The organism is Leptospiraceae bacterium (genome assembly GCA_016708435.1).
GTDB lineage: Bacteria > Spirochaetota > Leptospiria > Leptospirales > Leptospiraceae > UBA2033.
On sequence record JADJFV010000034.1, the window covers coordinates 518953 to 536955 of the forward strand.

General features: G+C 33.4%; 24 protein-coding genes and 1 CRISPR repeat array. Of the genes, 7 read left to right on the forward strand and 17 right to left on the reverse strand.

What is annotated here, in order from left to right; genetic code table 11:
• Positions 1–13 precede the first annotated feature (13 nt).
• The 9 genes from IPH52_25155 to IPH52_25195 all read right to left on the reverse strand — a co-directional run bounded on the left by IPH52_25155 (position 14) and on the right by IPH52_25195 (position 7273).
• Entirely contained in the window at positions 14–1060 is a 1047-nt protein-coding gene (locus IPH52_25155) for a response regulator (GenBank protein ID MBK7058276.1), read from the reverse strand.
• Positions 1048–1485 (reverse strand): hypothetical protein, encoded by a 438-nt coding sequence (locus tag IPH52_25160; protein MBK7058277.1) that lies wholly within the window; start codon positions 1483–1485, stop codon positions 1048–1050. Before IPH52_25160 ends, IPH52_25155 begins: the two co-directional genes overlap by 13 nt.
• Positions 1486–1561: 76 nt before the next feature.
• Positions 1562–1960: a response regulator gene (locus IPH52_25165; GenBank protein MBK7058278.1), complete on the reverse strand. Its 399-nt coding sequence runs from the start codon at positions 1958–1960 to the stop codon at positions 1562–1564.
• A gap of 167 nt (positions 1961–2127) precedes the next feature.
• Positions 2128–2355 (reverse strand): hypothetical protein, encoded by a 228-nt coding sequence (locus tag IPH52_25170; GenBank protein MBK7058279.1) that lies wholly within the window; start codon positions 2353–2355, stop codon positions 2128–2130.
• Positions 2343–2852 carry a hypothetical protein gene (locus IPH52_25175; protein MBK7058280.1) on the reverse strand — a complete coding sequence of 170 codons (510 nt, stop codon included), beginning with the start codon at positions 2850–2852 and terminating at the stop codon, positions 2343–2345. Before IPH52_25175 ends, IPH52_25170 begins: the two co-directional genes overlap by 13 nt.
• Positions 2853–2972: 120 nt before the next feature.
• Complete coding sequence (locus IPH52_25180) at positions 2973–3644, reverse strand: PAS domain S-box protein (GenBank protein MBK7058281.1); 672 nt, start codon at positions 3642–3644, stop codon at positions 2973–2975.
• A gap of 433 nt (positions 3645–4077) precedes the next feature.
• Positions 4078–5412: a PAS domain S-box protein gene (locus IPH52_25185; GenBank protein ID MBK7058282.1), complete on the reverse strand. Its 1335-nt coding sequence runs from the start codon at positions 5410–5412 to the stop codon at positions 4078–4080.
• On the reverse strand, positions 5413–5853 hold the full coding sequence (locus IPH52_25190) for a response regulator (protein MBK7058283.1): 441 nt from the start codon (positions 5851–5853) through the stop codon (positions 5413–5415).
• 4 nt (positions 5854–5857) lie between these two features.
• Positions 5858–7273, reverse strand: a complete 1416-nt coding sequence (locus IPH52_25195; GenBank protein ID MBK7058284.1) for a PAS domain S-box protein — start codon at positions 7271–7273, stop codon at positions 5858–5860.
• Between the two features lie 648 nt (positions 7274–7921).
• Between IPH52_25195 and IPH52_25200 the strand changes: the two genes are divergently transcribed.
• The gene (locus IPH52_25200; GenBank protein ID MBK7058285.1) at positions 7922–8680 is read left to right on the forward strand and encodes an SDR family NAD(P)-dependent oxidoreductase; all 759 of its coding nucleotides are present in this window, start codon (positions 7922–7924) and stop codon (positions 8678–8680) included.
• A complete protein-coding gene (locus tag IPH52_25205) occupies positions 8677–10509 on the forward strand; it encodes a hypothetical protein (protein MBK7058286.1) in 1833 nt (610 codons plus the stop codon). Before IPH52_25200 ends, IPH52_25205 begins: the two co-directional genes overlap by 4 nt.
• A 37-nt stretch (positions 10510–10546) precedes the next feature.
• Here IPH52_25205 and IPH52_25210 read toward each other — a convergent pair whose 3' ends face one another.
• The 7 genes from IPH52_25210 to IPH52_25240 all read right to left on the reverse strand — a co-directional run bounded on the left by IPH52_25210 (position 10547) and on the right by IPH52_25240 (position 13317).
• On the reverse strand, positions 10547–10717 hold the full coding sequence (locus IPH52_25210) for a hypothetical protein (GenBank protein ID MBK7058287.1): 171 nt from the start codon (positions 10715–10717) through the stop codon (positions 10547–10549).
• Positions 10710–10847, reverse strand: a complete 138-nt coding sequence (locus IPH52_25215; GenBank protein ID MBK7058288.1) for a hypothetical protein — start codon at positions 10845–10847, stop codon at positions 10710–10712. The genes IPH52_25210 and IPH52_25215 overlap by 8 nt, the downstream gene beginning before the upstream one ends.
• A gap of 26 nt (positions 10848–10873) precedes the next feature.
• Positions 10874–11266 carry a DUF2283 domain-containing protein gene (locus tag IPH52_25220; protein MBK7058289.1) on the reverse strand — a complete coding sequence of 131 codons (393 nt, stop codon included), beginning with the start codon at positions 11264–11266 and terminating at the stop codon, positions 10874–10876.
• A gap of 80 nt (positions 11267–11346) precedes the next feature.
• Positions 11347–11850 (reverse strand): hypothetical protein, encoded by a 504-nt coding sequence (locus IPH52_25225; GenBank protein ID MBK7058290.1) that lies wholly within the window; start codon positions 11848–11850, stop codon positions 11347–11349.
• A 151-nt stretch (positions 11851–12001) separates the two neighbouring features.
• Positions 12002–12175 (reverse strand): hypothetical protein, encoded by a 174-nt coding sequence (locus IPH52_25230; GenBank protein ID MBK7058291.1) that lies wholly within the window; start codon positions 12173–12175, stop codon positions 12002–12004.
• Positions 12176–12185: 10 nt separating this feature from the next.
• Positions 12186–12791: a hypothetical protein gene (locus IPH52_25235; GenBank protein ID MBK7058292.1), complete on the reverse strand. Its 606-nt coding sequence runs from the start codon at positions 12789–12791 to the stop codon at positions 12186–12188.
• A gap of 214 nt (positions 12792–13005) precedes the next feature.
• A complete protein-coding gene (locus tag IPH52_25240) occupies positions 13006–13317 on the reverse strand; it encodes a hypothetical protein (protein MBK7058293.1) in 312 nt (103 codons plus the stop codon).
• A gap of 427 nt (positions 13318–13744) precedes the next feature.
• Here IPH52_25240 and IPH52_25245 point away from each other — a divergent pair, with 427 nt between their 5' ends.
• Together IPH52_25245 and IPH52_25250 are read left to right on the forward strand one after the other, a co-directional pair.
• A complete protein-coding gene (locus IPH52_25245; GenBank protein ID MBK7058294.1) occupies positions 13745–13891 on the forward strand; it encodes a hypothetical protein in 147 nt (48 codons plus the stop codon).
• Positions 13892–14119: 228 nt separating this feature from the next.
• Positions 14120–14641, forward strand: coding sequence for a hypothetical protein (locus IPH52_25250; GenBank protein MBK7058295.1), 522 nt, complete (start codon positions 14120–14122; stop codon positions 14639–14641).
• A 112-nt stretch (positions 14642–14753) separates the two neighbouring features.
• On the opposite strand, the gene IPH52_25255 is transcribed toward IPH52_25250, so the two are convergent.
• Positions 14754–14900 carry a hypothetical protein gene (locus tag IPH52_25255; GenBank protein MBK7058296.1) on the reverse strand — a complete coding sequence of 49 codons (147 nt, stop codon included), beginning with the start codon at positions 14898–14900 and terminating at the stop codon, positions 14754–14756.
• A gap of 355 nt (positions 14901–15255) precedes the next feature.
• Between IPH52_25255 and IPH52_25260 the strand changes: the two genes are divergently transcribed.
• From IPH52_25260 to IPH52_25270, 3 genes are all read left to right on the forward strand, one after another.
• Positions 15256–15441, forward strand: coding sequence for a hypothetical protein (locus IPH52_25260; GenBank protein MBK7058297.1), 186 nt, complete (start codon positions 15256–15258; stop codon positions 15439–15441).
• 59 nt (positions 15442–15500) lie between these two features.
• On the forward strand, positions 15501–16196 hold the full coding sequence (locus IPH52_25265) for a hypothetical protein (GenBank protein ID MBK7058298.1): 696 nt from the start codon (positions 15501–15503) through the stop codon (positions 16194–16196).
• A 334-nt stretch (positions 16197–16530) separates the two neighbouring features.
• Positions 16531–16728, forward strand: a complete 198-nt coding sequence (locus IPH52_25270; GenBank protein MBK7058299.1) for a hypothetical protein — start codon at positions 16531–16533, stop codon at positions 16726–16728.
• A 326-nt stretch (positions 16729–17054) separates the two neighbouring features.
• A CRISPR array of direct repeats spans positions 17055–17942; the repeat unit is 36 nt; unit sequence TTTCAATCCACTCTCTTCAATTAAGAAGAGAGAAAT.
• The last annotated feature ends 61 nt before the right edge of the window (positions 17943–18003 follow it).

Consider the following 18003-nt stretch of genomic DNA (forward strand, 5'->3'; position numbering starts at 1 on the left):
TTTTTATTCGTATCTAGTCTAAAAATTTTTCTTTGATTTCAAGAATTACCGATAGCTGGTTAATAAACAGGTCAACTAATCTCGGATCAAAATGTTGTTCTTTTTCTTTTTGTAATAAACTAATAGCGTCATCAATCGACCATGCTTTCTTATATGGTCTTTCGGAAGTCAATGCATCAAAAACATCAGCAACTGCAACGATTCTTGCTTCAATCGGAATTGCTTCTCCAATTAATCCATTGGGATAGCCTGATCCATTCCATTTTTCATGATGCGAAAATGCAATGCGCTCTGCCATCTGGATTAATTCGGATTCACTATTTGCTAAAAGTTCAGCCCCGATTTTTGCATGAGTTTTCATAATTTCAAATTCCTCAAAAGTCAGCTTTCCTGGTTTTAATAAAATTATATCTGGAATTCCAATCTTACCAACATCATGCATCATGCTTGCACTTAGAAACATTGCTAGTTTTGCATTTTCCATTTTGGCAGCTTCTCCAAGAATAACAGAATAATGACTCATTCTTTTTACATGCATCCCTGTTTCATTGTCTCTAAATTCTGCTGCTCTTCCTAGCCTATCAACTAAGTCTAGTTTCGATATCTCAATTGTTTTCAAAGCTTCTCGTAATTCAATGGTTCGCGCATCTACTACTTCTTCTAAATTTTCAGTTAGCTTTTTATTTTCGATATGAGTCTTTACCCTCGCCAATAATTCTAATGACTGAAACGGCTTAGTAATATAATCCACTGCCCCGATTTCAAATCCTATGAGTATATCATCAGTATCCGCTTTAGCTGTTAAAAATATTACAGGTATCTTAGAAGTATGCGCTGATGCTTTTAGTATTTTGCAAACTTCAAAGCCATTCATTTCTGGCATTTCGATATCTAGTAAAATTAAATCAGGAAGTCCGGCGTTTATTAAATCTAGTGCTTGTTTTCCGGACATTGCTACACTAATGTTGTATTCTTTATCATGCAGAATTTTACCTACTACCTGAATGTTATTGGGAGCATCGTCCACAACAAGAATTAGAGGTTTTTTTAAAGTTTCCAAGATTCTTCCTTTTTAATGAAAATTGATATTTCATCTAACGTTGTGTAAATTTTATCTGTATTGAATGTCTCAATAGAATCTTTTAATTCTGAGCAGAATTTTTTTAATCTTGCTATATCATGTTCTACAGAAAATTTTTCTAACTCTTTTTCAAATGCAATTAAACTATCAAAGTTTAAAAATTGCTTTAAGTTTAAAACAATTGGTAAATATTTTTGAAGTAATTCAAATTTAGTTTCAACGGATAATGGCTCTTTTGCTCTTACAGAAGCTGTAATAGTTTCAATCGGTTTCTCTACTTCTGCAATTTCAGTTTTAAGTTCATTGGGTAAGTATTTAGTAAGCAATTCTAATAGGTCGTATTTATAAACTGGCTTTAATAAAAATGAATCAACGATTTTTGCAAATCTCTTTCTCTTCTCCAATTCCTGATGCAGTAAGAGCAATAACTGGAATATGTTTCAATTTTTCATCTGCTTTAATTAGCTTGGCAGCAGTGTATCAATCCATAACTGGCATTTGCATATCCATTAAAATAAGATCGGGATCTATTTTAGGAGCAAGATTGCCACAGTCTTCCCCATTCTCAACCTCGATTACAGTAATATTGAAAGGTTCGAGATATAATTTAATAACTTGTCGGTTAGATAGAACATCTTCCGCGAGTAAGACAGTAGGGTTTTTAAATCGAATCTGTTTAAGCCAATTCCTTCCATTTATTATTTCTTCCTCCGTTTTGAGAGCGCCTATTTCAATATCAAAAAGGGATACAATAAAAATGGAACCTTTTCCAATTTCACTTTCTACGGAAATTGTTCCACCGATTAGTTCAACTAGACGCCGAGTAATGCTTAATCCTAAACCCGTTCCGCCGTATTTACTTCTACTTTGTCTTGCCATTTGTCTGAATGGTTCAAATATGTTTTGCAATTCACTTTCCGGAATTCCAATTCCACTGTCCTTAATCGAAATAAGAAAATCGACTTTACTTCTTTCTTCGTTTTTGGGGATAATGGCAACTTCAATTTCTACACTACCATTTTGTGTAAATTTGACAGCATTCCCAATTAGATTGAAGAATATTTGTCGTAAATACTTTTCATCGGTAATAAGGCTTCCGGCAAATCTTTCGCAATGGAGGTAACCAAGGTTATCCCCTTCTCAGATGCTTTCATTGAGAAAATGGAAATTATTTCTTTTATGAGGTTATCCATATTTACAGGCTCATTAGTAACTACCATGCGACCTGCTTCTACTTTAGAAAGATCTAATATATCGTTTATCAGATCCAGCAATACTTTACTGCTCTGAACAATATTGCCCAAATACTCAGTAAAAGTTTATTGCCTTCTGTCTTTTCTTGCAAAATGGTTGAGAAGCCTACGATTGCATTGAGAGGTGTTCTAATTTCATGACTCATATTTGCCAGAAATTCGCTTTTCCTTCTGTTGGCTATATCCGCTTCCTTTTTTGTTTGTTTTAATTCTTCTTCCGCTAGTTTCCGATCCGTCGTATTTCTTACCACACTTAAAACTTTATCCTCACCGTAACGAACTGTTCTTGCTTCAAAGAAATTTGATTTATTGGAAATTGTTAGGGAATATTCGAAGATTTGCATTTGTTGAGAGGCTAATACTTTCTCTAAAACAGTTTGAAATACTTCTACCCAATCAGCAGGCATTACATTAGAGATTTTCTTTCCAATAAAATCTTGCGGTATTGCATAGGCATCGTCAAAAACAGGAATATAAAAGTCAATGAATACTCCTTCTTTATTCAAGGTAAAAATCATATCTGGAAATGCATGTATAATTGCAGACAGTTTCGCTTGATTATTATTGAGAGCCTCTTCTGATTTTTTTTGTTCGGTAATATCCCAATTGGTTCCTATTATGCTCAGCGGTTTTTCAAATTAATCGCGCAGAACCATTTGCAAGACCACGAATATAATGAATGCTATTATCTCACCAAACAACCCGAAATTCTGTAATAAATTCTTTTCGCCGCTGATAGCCATTTGCATTTCATGTCGGCATTCGTTCCGCATCGTCAGATGAAGACCTGACTGCCATGCTTCATATACGCCACCAAATTTTTCTTTTGTTGTTCCATATAGAACATACATTTGTTCGTCCCATACAATTCGATTGTTTACAATGTCATATTCCCATACACCAACACCACCGGCACGGGTGGCTAATTCTAAACGGAAAGCAGATTGTTTCTGCGTCTCTTCCATTTTTATTCTTTCTGTAATATCTAAAATACTGGTTAGTATAAATGTATCCCCATTTATTTTGATTGGATTCAAGCCGACTTCCAATGGGATTTTTGAGCCATCTTTTCGCATACCGTATACGATAGGATATGCTTTCATACTTCTAGCAACCGGCTCCAACATATACTCTAACCTTAAATTTCCGTGGTCAAAAGCATTTTCTTTCGGAACAATGATTTCAATTTTCTGTCCAATCAATTCTTCGATTTTATACCCAAAATAGTTTTCGGTTTGAAAATTTGCAAATTGTATGAATCCGTTGGCATCGACTAATAAAACTGAATGGGGTATTGATTCTACAACCAACTCAAATTTTTTATTGCATTGAGTTGCTTCATCAATTTCGATAATGAGTTTTTCGTTCGTGTCAGCCAGTTCGGTCGTTCGTGCATCGACTTTACTTTCCAGGGTTTCAGTCAGTAATTTTACTTCGTTTTCTATCTCAATACGTTTAGTAATATCTAAAGTATTACTAACGATATATTTTTACCTGAAAGTTCAATTAGGTATAATGAAATTGACAAAATAATTTTTCGCCATTTTTTTTCTTACTTTCAATGGTCTTATTTACTATTCTTCCATCTTTTGCCATTAGGCTGTAAGAGAACTGTACGTTCTTTAAATCTGCCCAAAAATTTAATTCAATTGTTGTTCTTCCTTTAATTTCTTCACGTGATAACCCATAAATGCATCAAAGGCATTTTTTGCATCGAATATAAAACCATTGTTCATCCAAGACTTAAACCCAACCGGACTTGAATCGAAAATTTTCAAAAACGTTTTTCGCTTTGGAGTAAGGAAATTTCGGCTTTTTCTCTCCCGAAATATCTTCGTGCGAAACAGTTACATAGACAGGTCCTTCCCCATCGAAGCGTGTAACTTGCAAATGAAACCATCGCTTTTCGGTAGTTGAATCACAAGGGTATTCTAATTGGAATATTTGCATTTCATCACGAATGACTGCGCGAATTCCCCCTGCAGTTGCTTTTGCATACTCATAATCTTCTGATTCCAAAGGAACTAAATCACAGATGTTTAAATAATTGTATCGCTTCTGTTTCTCTGACGGTATAAGCGAATTATCCGCTCCAATAGCCCGCCATGCTTTGTTTTCAAAAATAATTTCGCCCTGCTCATTTAGAACAGCAATACTAGATGATAATGCATCGAGTGTTGCACGACTAAAGCGCTCTGATTCGAATAAGGCTTTTTCTATCCGTTTACGTTCGGTGATGTCGCGAATTTTACCTATTACCAATGGCTGATTGTCTATTGAAATAATGTTACCAATAACTTCGGTAATCACGTTGATTCCGTCTTTGCGAAGAATTACGGTTTCTAAATACTTACCGGCGATTGTTTCATCGTTGGTTAAAAAAAGTTTTAGCAAGGAAGGTGAATTCAAATTATAGGTTGTCATGTTTAACAGCTCTATAGACGTAAAGCCTGTAATGATGCAAAACATTGGATTAACAAAGAGAAAATTGCCGTCTAAATCAACTAAGCAAATACCATCAAGGGACATATTTGTAATTGCCCGAAATTTTGTTTCACTTTCCTTTATTTGATGCATTGATAAAAGCATATCATCATTTATTTGTCGGAGTTCTTCATTTTGTAATTCTATCTCTATATTTTTTTTTCGTAATAGTTTTTCGTCGGCACGAATCTGTATATCTTTCTGTTTGTTCTGTCTAAGAGTTTCTGCTTCTCGTAATTCACGGTCTAGAGCTGAACCGAGTAAAGCAAGATGATTTTTCATGATATAATCGCTGGCACCCATTTTCATTGCTTTGACGGCTAACGTTTCACCCATAGTGCCTGACAATAATATAAATGGTATGTCTAAATTGTGTTTTAGAAACTCATCTAAAGCATCAAGACCGGTGAAATTAGGCATAGCGTAATCAGAAATAATGCAATCCCATATTTCATTCGTTAACAACGCCTTTAAGTCTTCGTGAGTAAATACTATCTTATAAAAAGGCTCGAAATCATTTTCTTTTAAATGATTGATTGTAAGAAGCGCATCATCTTCGTTATCCTCGATTAATAAAACACGGATTTTTTTCATTTAATTTGGAAGCTCATTTAATATCAGCCAATACAATCCCAGATTTTGAATTGCTTTTGTAAATTGGTCAAAGTCAACCGGCTTACGAATGTAGCTATTAGCCCCTAATTCATAACTATGAATTAAATCCTGCTCTTCTTTTGAAGAAGTGAGCATGACTATAGGAAGTAGTTTTGTAATTTTATTTGCACGTATCTGTTGCAATACTTCCAAGCCATCCATTTTGGGAAGTTTAATATCGAGTAGAGTAATTTGTGGCATGAGAGTTAAATCTCTGCCTAGATATTTGCCGGTTCCAAACAAAAAATCAAGTGCCTCTTCCCCATCTCTAGCTACAACAACTTCATTGGAAATGTTACTGTCCTTTAATGCCTGAATTGTTAGCAATTCATCATCCGGATTGTCTTCTATTAGTAAGATAAATTTAGTTTTATTTTTCATAATTTTATAGCTTAAAGTAAAAACTTGCTCCTTTATTTATTTCTGCCTCTGCCCAAATTCTTCCACCGTGTTTAACAATGATTCTATTTACAGTTGCTAAACCAATTCCAGTTCCTTCAAATTCTGAAACACTATGCAATCTCTGAAATGCACCAAAGAGTTTATTCACATATTTCATATTGAAACCAACACCATTGTCCCGAATAAAATAAACGGTGCTATCTTCTTGAATTGTTTTTCCAAATTCAATTTTGGTTGAATCATTTTTGGATGAGTATTTCCATGCGTTACTGATTAGATTTTGCAGTGCAATGCGTAAAAGATTTTTATCTCCCGAAACTTCGATATTACTTTGTATTACAAATTCCGCTTTGCGAGCTAGGCTTAATTCTTTGAACTCGTTTGTGATAGATGTTACAATTTCTGATAAATTAACCTTTTCAATTTTCATTTCAGCTTTGGTAACGCGCGATAGTTTGAGCATATCGTCAATTAGCTGCCCCATTGTTTGGGATGCTTTGCGGATACGGGCTAAATAATCCAGACCTTGTTCGTTTAGCATCTCAGTGAAATCTTTTTGCAATATTCTACTAAAGCCATCAATGCCACGAAGTGGAGCGCGTAAGTCATGGGAAACAGAATAGGAAAATGATTCGAGTTCTTTGTTCACCGCTTCCAATTGATTGGTGCGTTCTTTCACTCTTTGCTCAAGGGTTTCGTTTAACGTTTTTATTTCTGCTTCTGCCTGTTTGCGCTCGGTAATGTCTTCAAAGGTTGCAATCACTTCAAAGGGTTTAGAGTTACCATCTTTAAATCGCGGTATTGAATTAATATTAATCCAAGTATAATTATTTATTAGTGGATTAAAAACACCCATTGTAACATTGTTTACGGGTTTTCCTGTTTGCAACGTAATGGCAGCGGGATGTGTGTCTCCCGGAAAATCAGAACCATCTTCATGTATTGATTTCCAACGTGGGTCAATGGATGTTCGCCCCTGCATTTGATCGAGAGTCAAACCAAGAATTCTTTCTGCAGATCGGTTGGCATCATTAATTTCACCCTTTGCGTTTTGGTAAATCTTACCTAGTGGTGAATTATCAAATAAAAATTTGTGTTTACTTTCGCTCTCTGCATTTTTTAACTTAGCATACTTTAATTCTTCGATTAGCCGTAGATATTCTTCATTTTTTCCTTGCAATAGTCTTTCGTTTTCTTTTCGTTCTTCAATTATTATAGTTTGCTGTCTATTTGTTGAGTTTGATAAAAGCAATTCGTCTGCACGATTTTCCTTTTCTTGGTTTTGATAAACTAGTTCTTTGTCTGCGATGACTAAATCAGCGATGCGTTTTTCATTTTCTAGCTTATATCTTTCTAACTCTTCAATCAGTTCTTCCGTGCTTTTATCTTGATAATTCATGATTCTCTCCTGATATACCTCTCAAAACGAATTCGGATGACCAAGATGGAATAAAAGGAAATAGTAGTATAATTATATTGAATATATTCCCTGTTATAAGAATTTCAGAGGATGACTCAAGATATTTCGAGGATGCCATTACTAACTCCCGTAATATCCTAGTTATTCGTCAAGGGATTAATGCATTTTTTTTCTAACTAAAAGTTTTAATATCTAGCTTTTTGCAATTAGCTTAACAATTCAAATTCTTGGATAAGCAAGCCAAGCTCTTTATTAACCTAACCTAAACCAAGGAAAGGAAATAAAAAGGAAATACAGGAACTATTCACAAAAGAATTAGAAGAAAATACAATAGATGCATCTAAAATCAAATGCTTGAATCTAGGAATATGGGACTATCCAAGCGGCTGTGCTAGGGGAAAAATCATAGTATGCGCTACAGAGGAAGTTTTATGGGACTTTAGTAATTTCGAATTGTTATGGAAGGAGAATGTAAGCGGAGTTAGCATAATCTTAGTTGTGATTCATAGAGGAGAGCCTACAACCTTCAATTAACTTAAAAAAACATCTAATAGAATATTTGTAGAAGAAATAAATCCATTCTAATAAAATGTTTGTCAAAGAAAATAGCAAAATTATACTTCGCCAATGAAGATAAATGGAAAAAGAATCGTTATCACTGGAGCCGCTTCAGGAATAGGAAAAGAAACATTATTATTACTCAAAGCCTATTCAGGTGTTAAAATACTGGCTACAGATTTGAATATCCAAGATATAGAACAAAGTGAAGTCGTTAGTTCTTACCAATGCGATGTATCCAATCCAGATAATTTAAAAAAGTTGATTCAAAAAGCGGAAGATGTGCTAGGTGGAATTGATATATTTTATGCCAATGCTGGCTTTGCCTACTATGAAAAAATCCAGGATCCTAGTTGGGATAGAATTGAGAATATCTACAATACAAATGTTTTTTCACCCGCATACACAGTTGCCTATCTAAATGAAAAATTAAAAAATCCATTTCTATTTATTGTTACAGCATCTGCAATGAGCCATCTTCCTTTGCCCGGCTACGCTCTATATGCCGCTACAAAATCGGCAGTTCATTCGTTTATGGAATCATTTCGTTATGAACTTAAACCAGCTAACAAGATTATGGTAATTTATCCAATTGCCACTCGAACAAAATTTTTTACAACTGCGGGTAAAGAAGTGCCTGTTCCCTTTCCTTCTCAGTCTGCACAAGCTGTTGCTAAGTCGATAGTGCGTGGAATCAATTGGAATTCTAAAAGAGTCTACCCATCCTTTCTTTTTCGTTTGATTCAATATTTAGATAGATTTCTTATTTTCCCATTGAAGGTATACCAAATCTTAGAAGGAATTAAGCTAAAGAGAATAATTAAGTGAACACTCAGCCTACAAAAAATGAATCCATTCGGTGGATCAATCGCCTAACGATAAAGAATGAAATTCCGCTTTATTTTTTATCGTTTCCTTATTTTATCAATTTTGCAATTTTTTCAACCAATATTGAATTTACAAAATTAATTCAAATAGCTTTGTCCGGACTTACGATTTCAACAATACCTTTTATACTGGGCTATTTACTCAGAAGAAAACGATTGTCCGACCTATTGTATCTGTTAGATGATCCAGATAAATCAATAACATTAGCAGAAACTTCTCGAATACAAAATGCACTTTTACAGCATCCATTTTGGGAAGGTAGAGTCATTGTGATTCGATGGACTTTGGCGATATTTGGTTTTTTGGCATTCGCAGTTCCAACCTTTGGTATAGAGGCAAGAGATTCGATTGCAGTGGGATATGGATGCATCATGATGATTCCCGTTTTGTATTTGAGTTTTTATTACCAGAGCGAAGTGGAATTAATCCCTTTACTCAAATTGAATTCATTTCGAAAAATTCCACTGGAGATAAGAGAAATTCGAATATTCACAATTTTTCAAAGAAATTTATTCACTCAAATAGCAATTACACTTTTACCTATTATGACTCTTGGCTACTATCTTGTAGCGTATCATATTCACGTTATTGAATTGGCCAACTTAATGGTAGAACTTCCAATCATTATAATCATGATGTTAGCCATTATCCTCTATTTGGCGATTGTTGGAAATAATTCTTTGAGTCATGATATTGAAAATATAAATACCTCCATCAGTGATTTAGAAAATGGACGCATTCAGAATAGAGTTCCTCATATTTCCACTACGAATCTAAATTATACGATCCTCAAAACGAATAGTTTTTTGCAAAAGTTAAATGAATATTTTAAAAATATATATTTAGAATCTTCCAAGATGCAAGAAACATCTGTAATTTTAAAAGGCAACACTGAGCATGTTTTTTCTGAAATTCACAATGAAAATGAATCCATTCGATCTATCTCACAGGCAATTCAAGATATCAATTTAGTATCGAATAGCATTCTGGACACAGTAAAGAGCCAAACAGAAAAAATCGAAAATCTTGAATTAGAATTAGTTAGAATTACAGATTCTATGGTAATGTTAGCCAATGAATCCAATTCATTAACTTCCATTGCACTGGAGTCAGTAAGTCATTCGCAGAATACTCAGAAAGTGATGGACGATGCTTTGGGAAAAGTTTCCAATCTTGTTCAGGCAAATGAAAGTATCAAAGAAACTGTTACAATTGTAGAAGAAATTTCAGAGCAGATCAACCTACTCTCGTTAAATGCTTCTATTGAAGCGGCAAGAGCTGGCGAATATGGACGAGGCTTTGCGGTAGTAGCCAGTGAGGTTGCAAGGTTAGCTGAAAAGACACAGGAAAATATCAATCGAATTAAGATGAATATGAAAAAGTCCAATACTTATTCTAAGGAAAGTATGGAGGCTATGCGTTTGATTCAGACAAGTTTTATATCGTCGATGAATGATACGCAAGTCATGGCTTCTAACATTGAAAATATGTCGGCAAAATCAAAAGCTAACTCAACCAAAGTCAGAGATGCAAAAACTATAATTATGGATATTGGTTCGCGAGGAAAAATTATTTCCATGAAAATTGCAGAGCAAGGAAATCAAACCGAAGACATCAATGCACTTCTAGCAGGAATTGGCAATAGCAGTCAATCGATTCTTGAATCGTTTCAAAAACTAAAGGAACTATCTGTTCTCGTCCAATCCATCTCTGACAATTTGAATAAAAATCTACAACATTTCGAACTCTCTGAATCTATGGATAGGTAATATGGATGCCCCACATAAATTCAATGGTCCGGAATTGTCAAAAACATGAATTCTTTTGTGTCGAACTTTCTACATTCTTTGGTTCTTTGTCACTGTGAAGCCCAGCTTTTTTTCCAGCTTGTTTTAATACTAAACAAAGCTCCCTTAGTTGCGATAACTTTTCGATTCGCATTGTAACTGCGCTTGGACTCATATCTATTTTATCCATTTGACTGTAGCCTCTCGATGTCTTCTTGATCTACTTTGCTATTTACCATTCCACCAAACACCGCATAATCAATATTTTCCTCTTCCAATACTTTTATAATGTTTTTAAATTCCTGTAATAAATTTAGCATACCTAACTCCTTTACTTATGCAAGGTTCAAACATTTTTGTTATCAATCAAACCTAATTCTAATGCTTTTTTTTCGATACATTTCTTTTCATAATTCATAAAAGTAATTCCAACCAAAATTCCTTCTTCATTGTATCGCCAAAGACTACCATTCTCTTTAGGCAAAGTTCTAACAGCATTTTGTGGTTTTTCAAAGCTTACATACATTACATCCGCTTCTTTGTCATAATCGAACGATTCTATAGGAATAAATCTCTTTGCTGCATGAAGATAGTCTTCTTCTGAATTGTCAATGACACGGAGCATTCCATTCTCCTCTGCTTTTCTGTATGGAATTGCTTCATAGATTTTATATTTTGTTAGGGATACAGGATAATCAGTATCATCCACACAGATTACATATTGTTTATTTGATTCCATTTAATTCGCGTAGGGGTTGAATAATTTCAACCCACACTCACAATGAAAGCCACAATTATAAAAGAAGATTTGTTGTTGATTCATTTATAATTTTCATCCTCTAGCCAGTTTTGGGGATTCGCTTCAATATATTGCTTGATGCGAAAATAATCTTCCTCGGTTCTAATAATATGTTCGTAATAATTTCTCTGCCATTGAAAGTTTTCAAAATTATTTTGATTGCACCATCTAGTCACAGAAGCTTTATAGGATCGAATTATGGAAGGAATAGAATTCTTTTGCAGATGTTGAAAGGTTGATCTATTTCCTTCAATAGCAACGTCTTGGTGGTTTAATTGTATTATCCCGTGCAAATGATTTGGCATAATAATATATTCATCTAAATTAGCATTTTGAAAATGCAATGGAATTTCCTTCCAGAATAAATCTGCAATTTTACCAATATCTAACAATTCCATTTTATTACATTGAATCCTTCCAAAATCATTCCGTTTATCCTTAACACATATTGTGATATAATAAAAATTACCCGCTGCATAGTTATATTCTTTCAATCTAATTGATTTTCTGTTATTGTGTTCCATTTTCACTCTAATTCAAATTGCAAAATATTTATCGGATACGGGCATTTTTGTATTCGGGCAGAAATTATTCTGCCCCTACGTGTTCAAAAAATTACATTTATAAACGTAGGGGTTGAATAATTTCAACCCACAATTACAATGAAACCCACAATTACGAAAATATTTTTGCATTAAACCTCTCATCAGCGAAATATTTACTATCACCAATTTTTACCATAGAGCCACCATTTAGAACAATAAAATTTCCATTCGAAAGTTTACATTTACACTGAGGACAATAGCTAAAAGCTTTTTGTTTATTTGAAAGTTTTTGTTTTTTATTCATAGTATTGTATTTAAGCTGCTTTTCTTTTTGGAATTTTTTCGGGTTCTTCTTTTGGTTCTCCACCATTCCAATCTGGATCAGAATCAAAGACAAGAATGAATTTTCTTTCTGGAAGCGTATCATCTATAGCAAACTCCAAAGAAAATTCCCCCGTTTCAAAACTAGTTAAGGTTGCAAATTCATCCGACTCTGGGTTTTGATTTTCTTCCCCCAAGATTCGATCCTTATGAACGTTATTCGCTATCATATCAATTCTAGCAGCAGTTTGCTTACTTAAAATGGCAATGGTTGGAAATATTGTATACTCTTCCCTAAATTCTATCGCTGAATGATAAAGCGTTCTATCCCAATACTGATAATCTTCAAACTCAAAAATTTTTCGAAAGAGAATACATTTTTTAATCTCTCCCAATTCACTCCTATCCTCTTTCAAGGACTGAATAATTTGTCCGGCTAACTTTTCTGCAGCTTGTTGACTCAGTTTGGATTTCTTTAATAAATAACCAACGATAGAATCTAGACTTTTAGGTTCGTTGTCAATTTCAACTAACGTATAGATTTTATCCATTAGCCCTTCTAACTTACTCCAATCTATAAATTCCTCTTTTCTTTTCATTTTTTATTCCTTATAGTTTTTTCTCAATACATAGCTTCGCCCCATCATTCCCATATATCAGTAAATGGGCAGAAATTATTCTGCCCCTACGTGTTCAAAAAATTGCATTTATAAACGTAGGGGTTGAATATTTTCAACCGACAATTACAATGAAACCCGCAATGTCTTCTTGATCTACTTTGCTTGTATCGCCATTTCCAAATTTCTCTTGTAGTTAAGGAAGTCCAGATCCATACTCAACATACTTGATCTTGAAGTCCTCACCATTCTCTACAAATCGAATTTTAAAACTCTCGCCATATTCGACAAATTGCCATTTGCCGCAATCTGTCTGTGAATAGGAAACAGGAATAATTTTTAAATCCTCTCCATACTCAACGGCTCGCACTTTAAAGTCTTCCCCATACTCTACAATCTTAACCTTCCCACTCAAAGTCTTGCCTCTAAATGTGCAAGCTTTCGAAACCGGCTCCGTCAATATTCCCACTGCAAAGAATAAAATTAAAATCAATCCTATCTTCTTCATTGTGAATCCTTTTTTTTAGTTAATTTTTTTATGTAAATGATTAGACGAGGGAATATGGATGATTTACAATAGTGTCGGGAGTTTTCAAAATGGTGTAATGGAAATTGGATTTTTCAGTTGTTGGGTGTTGTTGTGATTGAATGCGAAATATATACGAGCTAATTTGGTTTTCAATAAAGAGATTTTTTTTGACAGGATTAACAAGATTTACAGGATGAATAATCCCGAAAATGAATTTATCTTGTGTATATCAAAGACTACTGGTAGAAATTATAACGGGCAGAAATTATTCTGCCCCTACGTAGGGGTTGAATAATTTCAACCCGAATATTCGAAAATACAAATCTTATATTCTAAATGGAATTGGTGTGTAAAGAATGCATGTAGATATCTAGCGGCTAATGTGAAATAGGAGAAGGTGAAGAGCATGGAAAAAAAACCAGATAAAAACAAGAAAGATAAGCCTGCGATAATGACAGGCAGACAATTCAAAGAAGCGGTTAAAAATAGTCCTAATCTTAGGAAACTTGCAAAAGATTTGGAAAAAGATATTGAAGAGGAATTCAATAAATGAAATTTATGATCATTTCCGTTGTAGGTTGTTGTTGTGATTGAATGGTAGGTTTTCAGCATATGCAGAAAGAATAGGTATGAAGAATAAAAATTACTTATGATCCTGATGGTCATTATGTTATAATAAATGATATTAGTATTGCGAAAAATATGTTTATCTGTGATGATCCTTTAAATGGAAAAGACATGAAATATTCAATAGATATAATTCAGGAGGCTTGGACGCTAGATGTTGTATAAATTATTTTTTTTAATTTTTATTTTCGTATCCTTAATATATTCTGAGGGTGATTACACTTGGGATTATGTAGATAAGGTAATTAGTGGTGATACTTTCCACATAAAAGATGATAAACTAATTATTAAACTGGACACAGTAAAAGCTCCTGATGTAAAAACGAAAGAGGGACTAAGAGCAAAAAGGGAACTAGAAAAACTAATTTTAGGAAAGAAAGTTTACATTATATTTACTAAGAAAGAAAAGAATCATATTTTAGCACTTGTTTTTATGGCTAATGATTCGCTTGAAAATTGGCGAACAGATAAACAAATAAAATATGACCTTTTGCGTAAAGGAACTGTAAAGAAGTTTAAATACTATGAGTTAGAATCTGACCATATTATGAAAAAATCTTATGATGCCTGGTTTAAGACTAAAAAAATTAAAACAAGCACACATTTTACAAAAAAAGAAACAGAAGATTTTTTGAAATGGCGAGATGAACAAATGAGAAGCGGAAAATACGAATAAATTTCATTTGCAGGTCGTTGTTGTGATTGAATGGTAGTTACCTTTTCCTCTCCCTTGATAGAAAATCGGAGCATTATAATTTCTTTTATGTTATAACAGTGAAGCTTGATTGTCATAAGTCCGGTATTTCGTCAGGGTGTTCGTCGAAGTATTTTATTTTTTCCATAACTTCTTTTTCATGTTCAGCTTCTTCTTCAGGTGTCCGACTAAACATACTTTCTAACTCTTCTAGGGTGCAAACATCTGTATCATCTTTCATTTCTTTGACATCCTAATATATTTGACTTGAATATCTAAAAACGAAATACAAACAAATGATTTTATTCACAACAAACCCCATCCGGGAGATAACGGGATTTTGTTTGAGGCTTCTGAAAATAGGAAAACTATTTATAAGTGAACCCACAAAAAGAAATTGAACTCTTTCAAAAGATTAACGAACTCCTTGCGAAAATTTCCAAGTTACAAACACTAAGCCGACGAAATCAGCTTAGTGTTCTTTAGTTTGATTTGTTTAGTTTTTGTGTATGCAACACACAAAAACTAGGATTTCTTATTCACTTTCTTTGACGATATCGATTGACAGGATTTTATACAAGGAATTTTTAATACCTATGAAAGACAAAATTTTAGGATTTATTCTAGTCTGTGCTTCTTCTTGGGTCGCATGCCTAGAAATTAATAGAGAGAACCAAGATTTACTTTTTTATCTTGTTCTTATTGTAATGAGTTTCAATTTTTTAATTGGTCTTGTTCTGCTTTTCAGAAAATCAACTAGAACAGATGAGATGATTTCTTGAATTCACTTTAGATGGAATAAAAAGGACTTTAATGCGCTTTCGCTAAAAATGGGGATTTAATGGAAAGACTAGAACCAAATTCTTTAAAAGAAATTACAGATGAAATGGAAAGACTCTTTGATTTCTTCAATGAAAAATTCTATCTTTCAAAACTAGAACGTCCAGTGCTAAGAATTCATCTAGGAAAACTAGGCAGAAAGACGACGGAAAGTTGGGTTTCTAAGATTAGGTTGAACAAGGGAAATGAGACTATTTATGAATTAAACTTTATTGCAGAATTAATGCAAAGAAGAACAAAGAAAAATATTCCTGAAATAGTTTGCGCCTTACTGCATGAAATGGTTCATCTGTCCAATCAGCAAAACAATATTCAAGACATGGCTGGTAACGGGGCACACCTTCGGAAAACATTTGCAGTTCTGGCAAAAGCGAAAGGACTCATGATTGAGTTTAAGGACAATTATCCGCGTATCATTACACCTGATTTATCATATGAGGGAGTAATCTATTATAATGAATTTCGTTTCAATGAATCTCTTTTAAATGTGTTTCATACTTTACCCAATCTGGAAATTCTTGCAAATCAAGAACATCAATCTAGTTCAGAGGCAAATGACAATAAGCCAATAAAAAAGCCTAAGTTGAAAAACCTATTCTGTCCCGTATGCGGAATAAAGGCTTACGTTGCCTATGGACTTAAAACTAATATCATTTGTGGTGCATGTAATATTGCTTTGGTAGAAAAGAATAATTAGGATCGTTTGTGCTGGAAAACACTTTGTATTTACTAGACTGACTTAAAGATTCAAAAGACTGTAAGCTAAATATTTTATTAATTATTTCAGTTGCAGTTTGTCGTTTTGATTGAATGGTAGTTATAATAACCGTCTTAATACGAAATTATTTTAAAGGAGAAAATTTATTGATTGGTGAATTTACAAAAACAGCAGAACTATAAGTCAATCAAATTAGACTTCCAATTCTGATTTGATTTATTTTTTAATATAACAGATTCAAAAAATAGCATTCTGGTAAGCTACTTATAAAAATAGTTTAGCAGAATAACCAGTCAATAATGGAAAAGTATATATGAAAGAAAAAACTGGAGGAATCAGTCTAATGATTCTATCAATTTATTTTGGCTTTATCACTTTTGACGGTAAAGCCCCAATTCCCACAGGCTTAATGTTGGTTTTACATTTGGTTGAGATTGGTTTAATATTCAGTGCTGGTATTGTAGTCATTATTTTTAAAGCAGAAAGAAAAAATTGGAAACAACAAATATAAGACCCTATATTTCCTTGCTCCATTAAAGCAAGGAAAAAAGTCTATTTCAGTTGCAGGTCGTTGTTGTGATTGAATGTTAGTAATTTTATTCATAGCTCTAACGACATCTGGAATAGTTATCCAGTTTAATGAGAATAAAACAAATGATTTTACTTTCATTAAAATTATCTTTGATTGTGTTTTACTTGTAATTGCACAGATAACAATAATCTTTATGATTAAAATTGAAAAGGATATAGAAAAATTATGAATACACATGATATAGTAGAAATATTTATTATAGTAATCTGCTTAGGAATTACTTTTGTAATGGCTTATTCTACTTATCTATTTTACAAAAACAGATAAACGAAGAGAGAAATAAATGATTAAAAAAGGTTTGTAAAAAGGTTCAAATTTCAATCCACTCTCTTCAATTAAGAAGAGAGAAATCAGAAACTAGAAGTATTTGAAAATTACAATACTAGTTTCAATCCACTCTCTTCAATTAAGAAGAGAGAAATTTTCCATGAACAAACATCTTTATTTTTCCCTGTAAGTTTCAATCCACTCTCTTCAATTAAGAAGAGAGAAATCCCCTCCGTATGAGCTATGTCAGCTTTAGTAGAAAGTTTCAATCCACTCTCTTCAATTAAGAAGAGAGAAATCACTTTAACAGAGCTAACCGATAAATGCGTATTTGTTTCAATCCACTCTCTTCAATTAAGAAGAGAGAAATTTGATACCCTTACAATCTCATTTGTATCACATTGTTTCAATCCACTCTCTTCAATTAAGAAGAGAGAAATTCTTTGATTGCCTGGGTTATATCCCCGATCGATTTGTTTCAATCCACTCTCTTCAATTAAGAAGAGAAATCCTCATGGGATACTACAACGACTAGGAAGAAAGTTTCAATCCACTCTCTTCAATTAAGAAGAGAGAAATTATGATTTAAAATGCAACCTTAGCCCTTTCTTTAGTTTCAATCCACTCTCTTCAATTAAGAAGAGAGAAATTTGTTTTGATTGGTATTTAAAAAGGCGGTAATAAAGTTTCAATCCACTCTCTTCAATTAAGAAGAGAGAAATGAATCAAGTAGATGCAATATTACCTATGAGAGTTTCAATCCACTCTCTTCAATTAAGAAGAGAGAAATAATTCGTTCTTTGTATTCTCTAGCCGCTTGACGTTTCGTGTTTCAATCCACTCTCTTCAATTAAGAAGAGAGAAATGTGCAGAGGTTCTAAATGAGTCGATATGATTTGTTTCAATCCACTCTCTTCAATTAAGAAG

What these genes read in the sequence shown, in the direction of transcription:
- IPH52_25195 (MBK7058284.1), bottom strand. Translation starts at nt 7,273, where the DNA reads ATGAATTATCAAGATAAAAGCACGGAAGAACTGATTGAAGAGTTAGAA.
- IPH52_25245 (MBK7058294.1), top strand. Translation starts at nt 13,745, where the DNA reads ATGGAAAAAAAACCAGATAAAAACAAGAAAGATAAGCCTGCGATAATG.
- IPH52_25235 (MBK7058292.1), bottom strand. Translation starts at nt 12,791, where the DNA reads ATGAAAAGAAAAGAGGAATTTATAGATTGGAGTAAGTTAGAAGGGCTA.
- IPH52_25270 (MBK7058299.1), top strand. Translation starts at nt 16,531, where the DNA reads ATGAAAGAAAAAACTGGAGGAATCAGTCTAATGATTCTATCAATTTAT.
- IPH52_25210 (MBK7058287.1), bottom strand. Translation starts at nt 10,717, where the DNA reads ATGGATAAAATAGATATGAGTCCAAGCGCAGTTACAATGCGAATCGAA.
- IPH52_25250 (MBK7058295.1), top strand. Translation starts at nt 14,120, where the DNA reads ATGTTGTATAAATTATTTTTTTTAATTTTTATTTTCGTATCCTTAATA.
- IPH52_25225 (MBK7058290.1), bottom strand. Translation starts at nt 11,850, where the DNA reads ATGGAACACAATAACAGAAAATCAATTAGATTGAAAGAATATAACTAT.
- IPH52_25200 (MBK7058285.1), top strand. Translation starts at nt 7,922, where the DNA reads ATGAAGATAAATGGAAAAAGAATCGTTATCACTGGAGCCGCTTCAGGA.
- IPH52_25190 (MBK7058283.1), bottom strand. Translation starts at nt 5,853, where the DNA reads ATGAAAAATAAAACTAAATTTATCTTACTAATAGAAGACAATCCGGAT.
- IPH52_25215 (MBK7058288.1), bottom strand. Translation starts at nt 10,847, where the DNA reads ATGCTAAATTTATTACAGGAATTTAAAAACATTATAAAAGTATTGGAA.
- IPH52_25265 (MBK7058298.1), top strand. Translation starts at nt 15,501, where the DNA reads ATGGAAAGACTAGAACCAAATTCTTTAAAAGAAATTACAGATGAAATG.
- IPH52_25185 (MBK7058282.1), bottom strand. Translation starts at nt 5,412, where the DNA reads ATGAAAAAAATCCGTGTTTTATTAATCGAGGATAACGAAGATGATGCG.
- IPH52_25260 (MBK7058297.1), top strand. Translation starts at nt 15,256, where the DNA reads ATGAAAGACAAAATTTTAGGATTTATTCTAGTCTGTGCTTCTTCTTGG.
- IPH52_25175 (MBK7058280.1), bottom strand. Translation starts at nt 2,852, where the DNA reads ATGATTTTTACCTTGAATAAAGAAGGAGTATTCATTGACTTTTATATT.
- IPH52_25255 (MBK7058296.1), bottom strand. Translation starts at nt 14,900, where the DNA reads ATGAAAGATGATACAGATGTTTGCACCCTAGAAGAGTTAGAAAGTATG.
- IPH52_25240 (MBK7058293.1), bottom strand. Translation starts at nt 13,317, where the DNA reads ATGAAGAAGATAGGATTGATTTTAATTTTATTCTTTGCAGTGGGAATA.
- IPH52_25165 (MBK7058278.1), bottom strand. Translation starts at nt 1,960, where the DNA reads ATGGCAAGACAAAGTAGAAGTAAATACGGCGGAACGGGTTTAGGATTA.
- IPH52_25230 (MBK7058291.1), bottom strand. Translation starts at nt 12,175, where the DNA reads ATGAATAAAAAACAAAAACTTTCAAATAAACAAAAAGCTTTTAGCTAT.
- IPH52_25220 (MBK7058289.1), bottom strand. Translation starts at nt 11,266, where the DNA reads ATGGAATCAAATAAACAATATGTAATCTGTGTGGATGATACTGATTAT.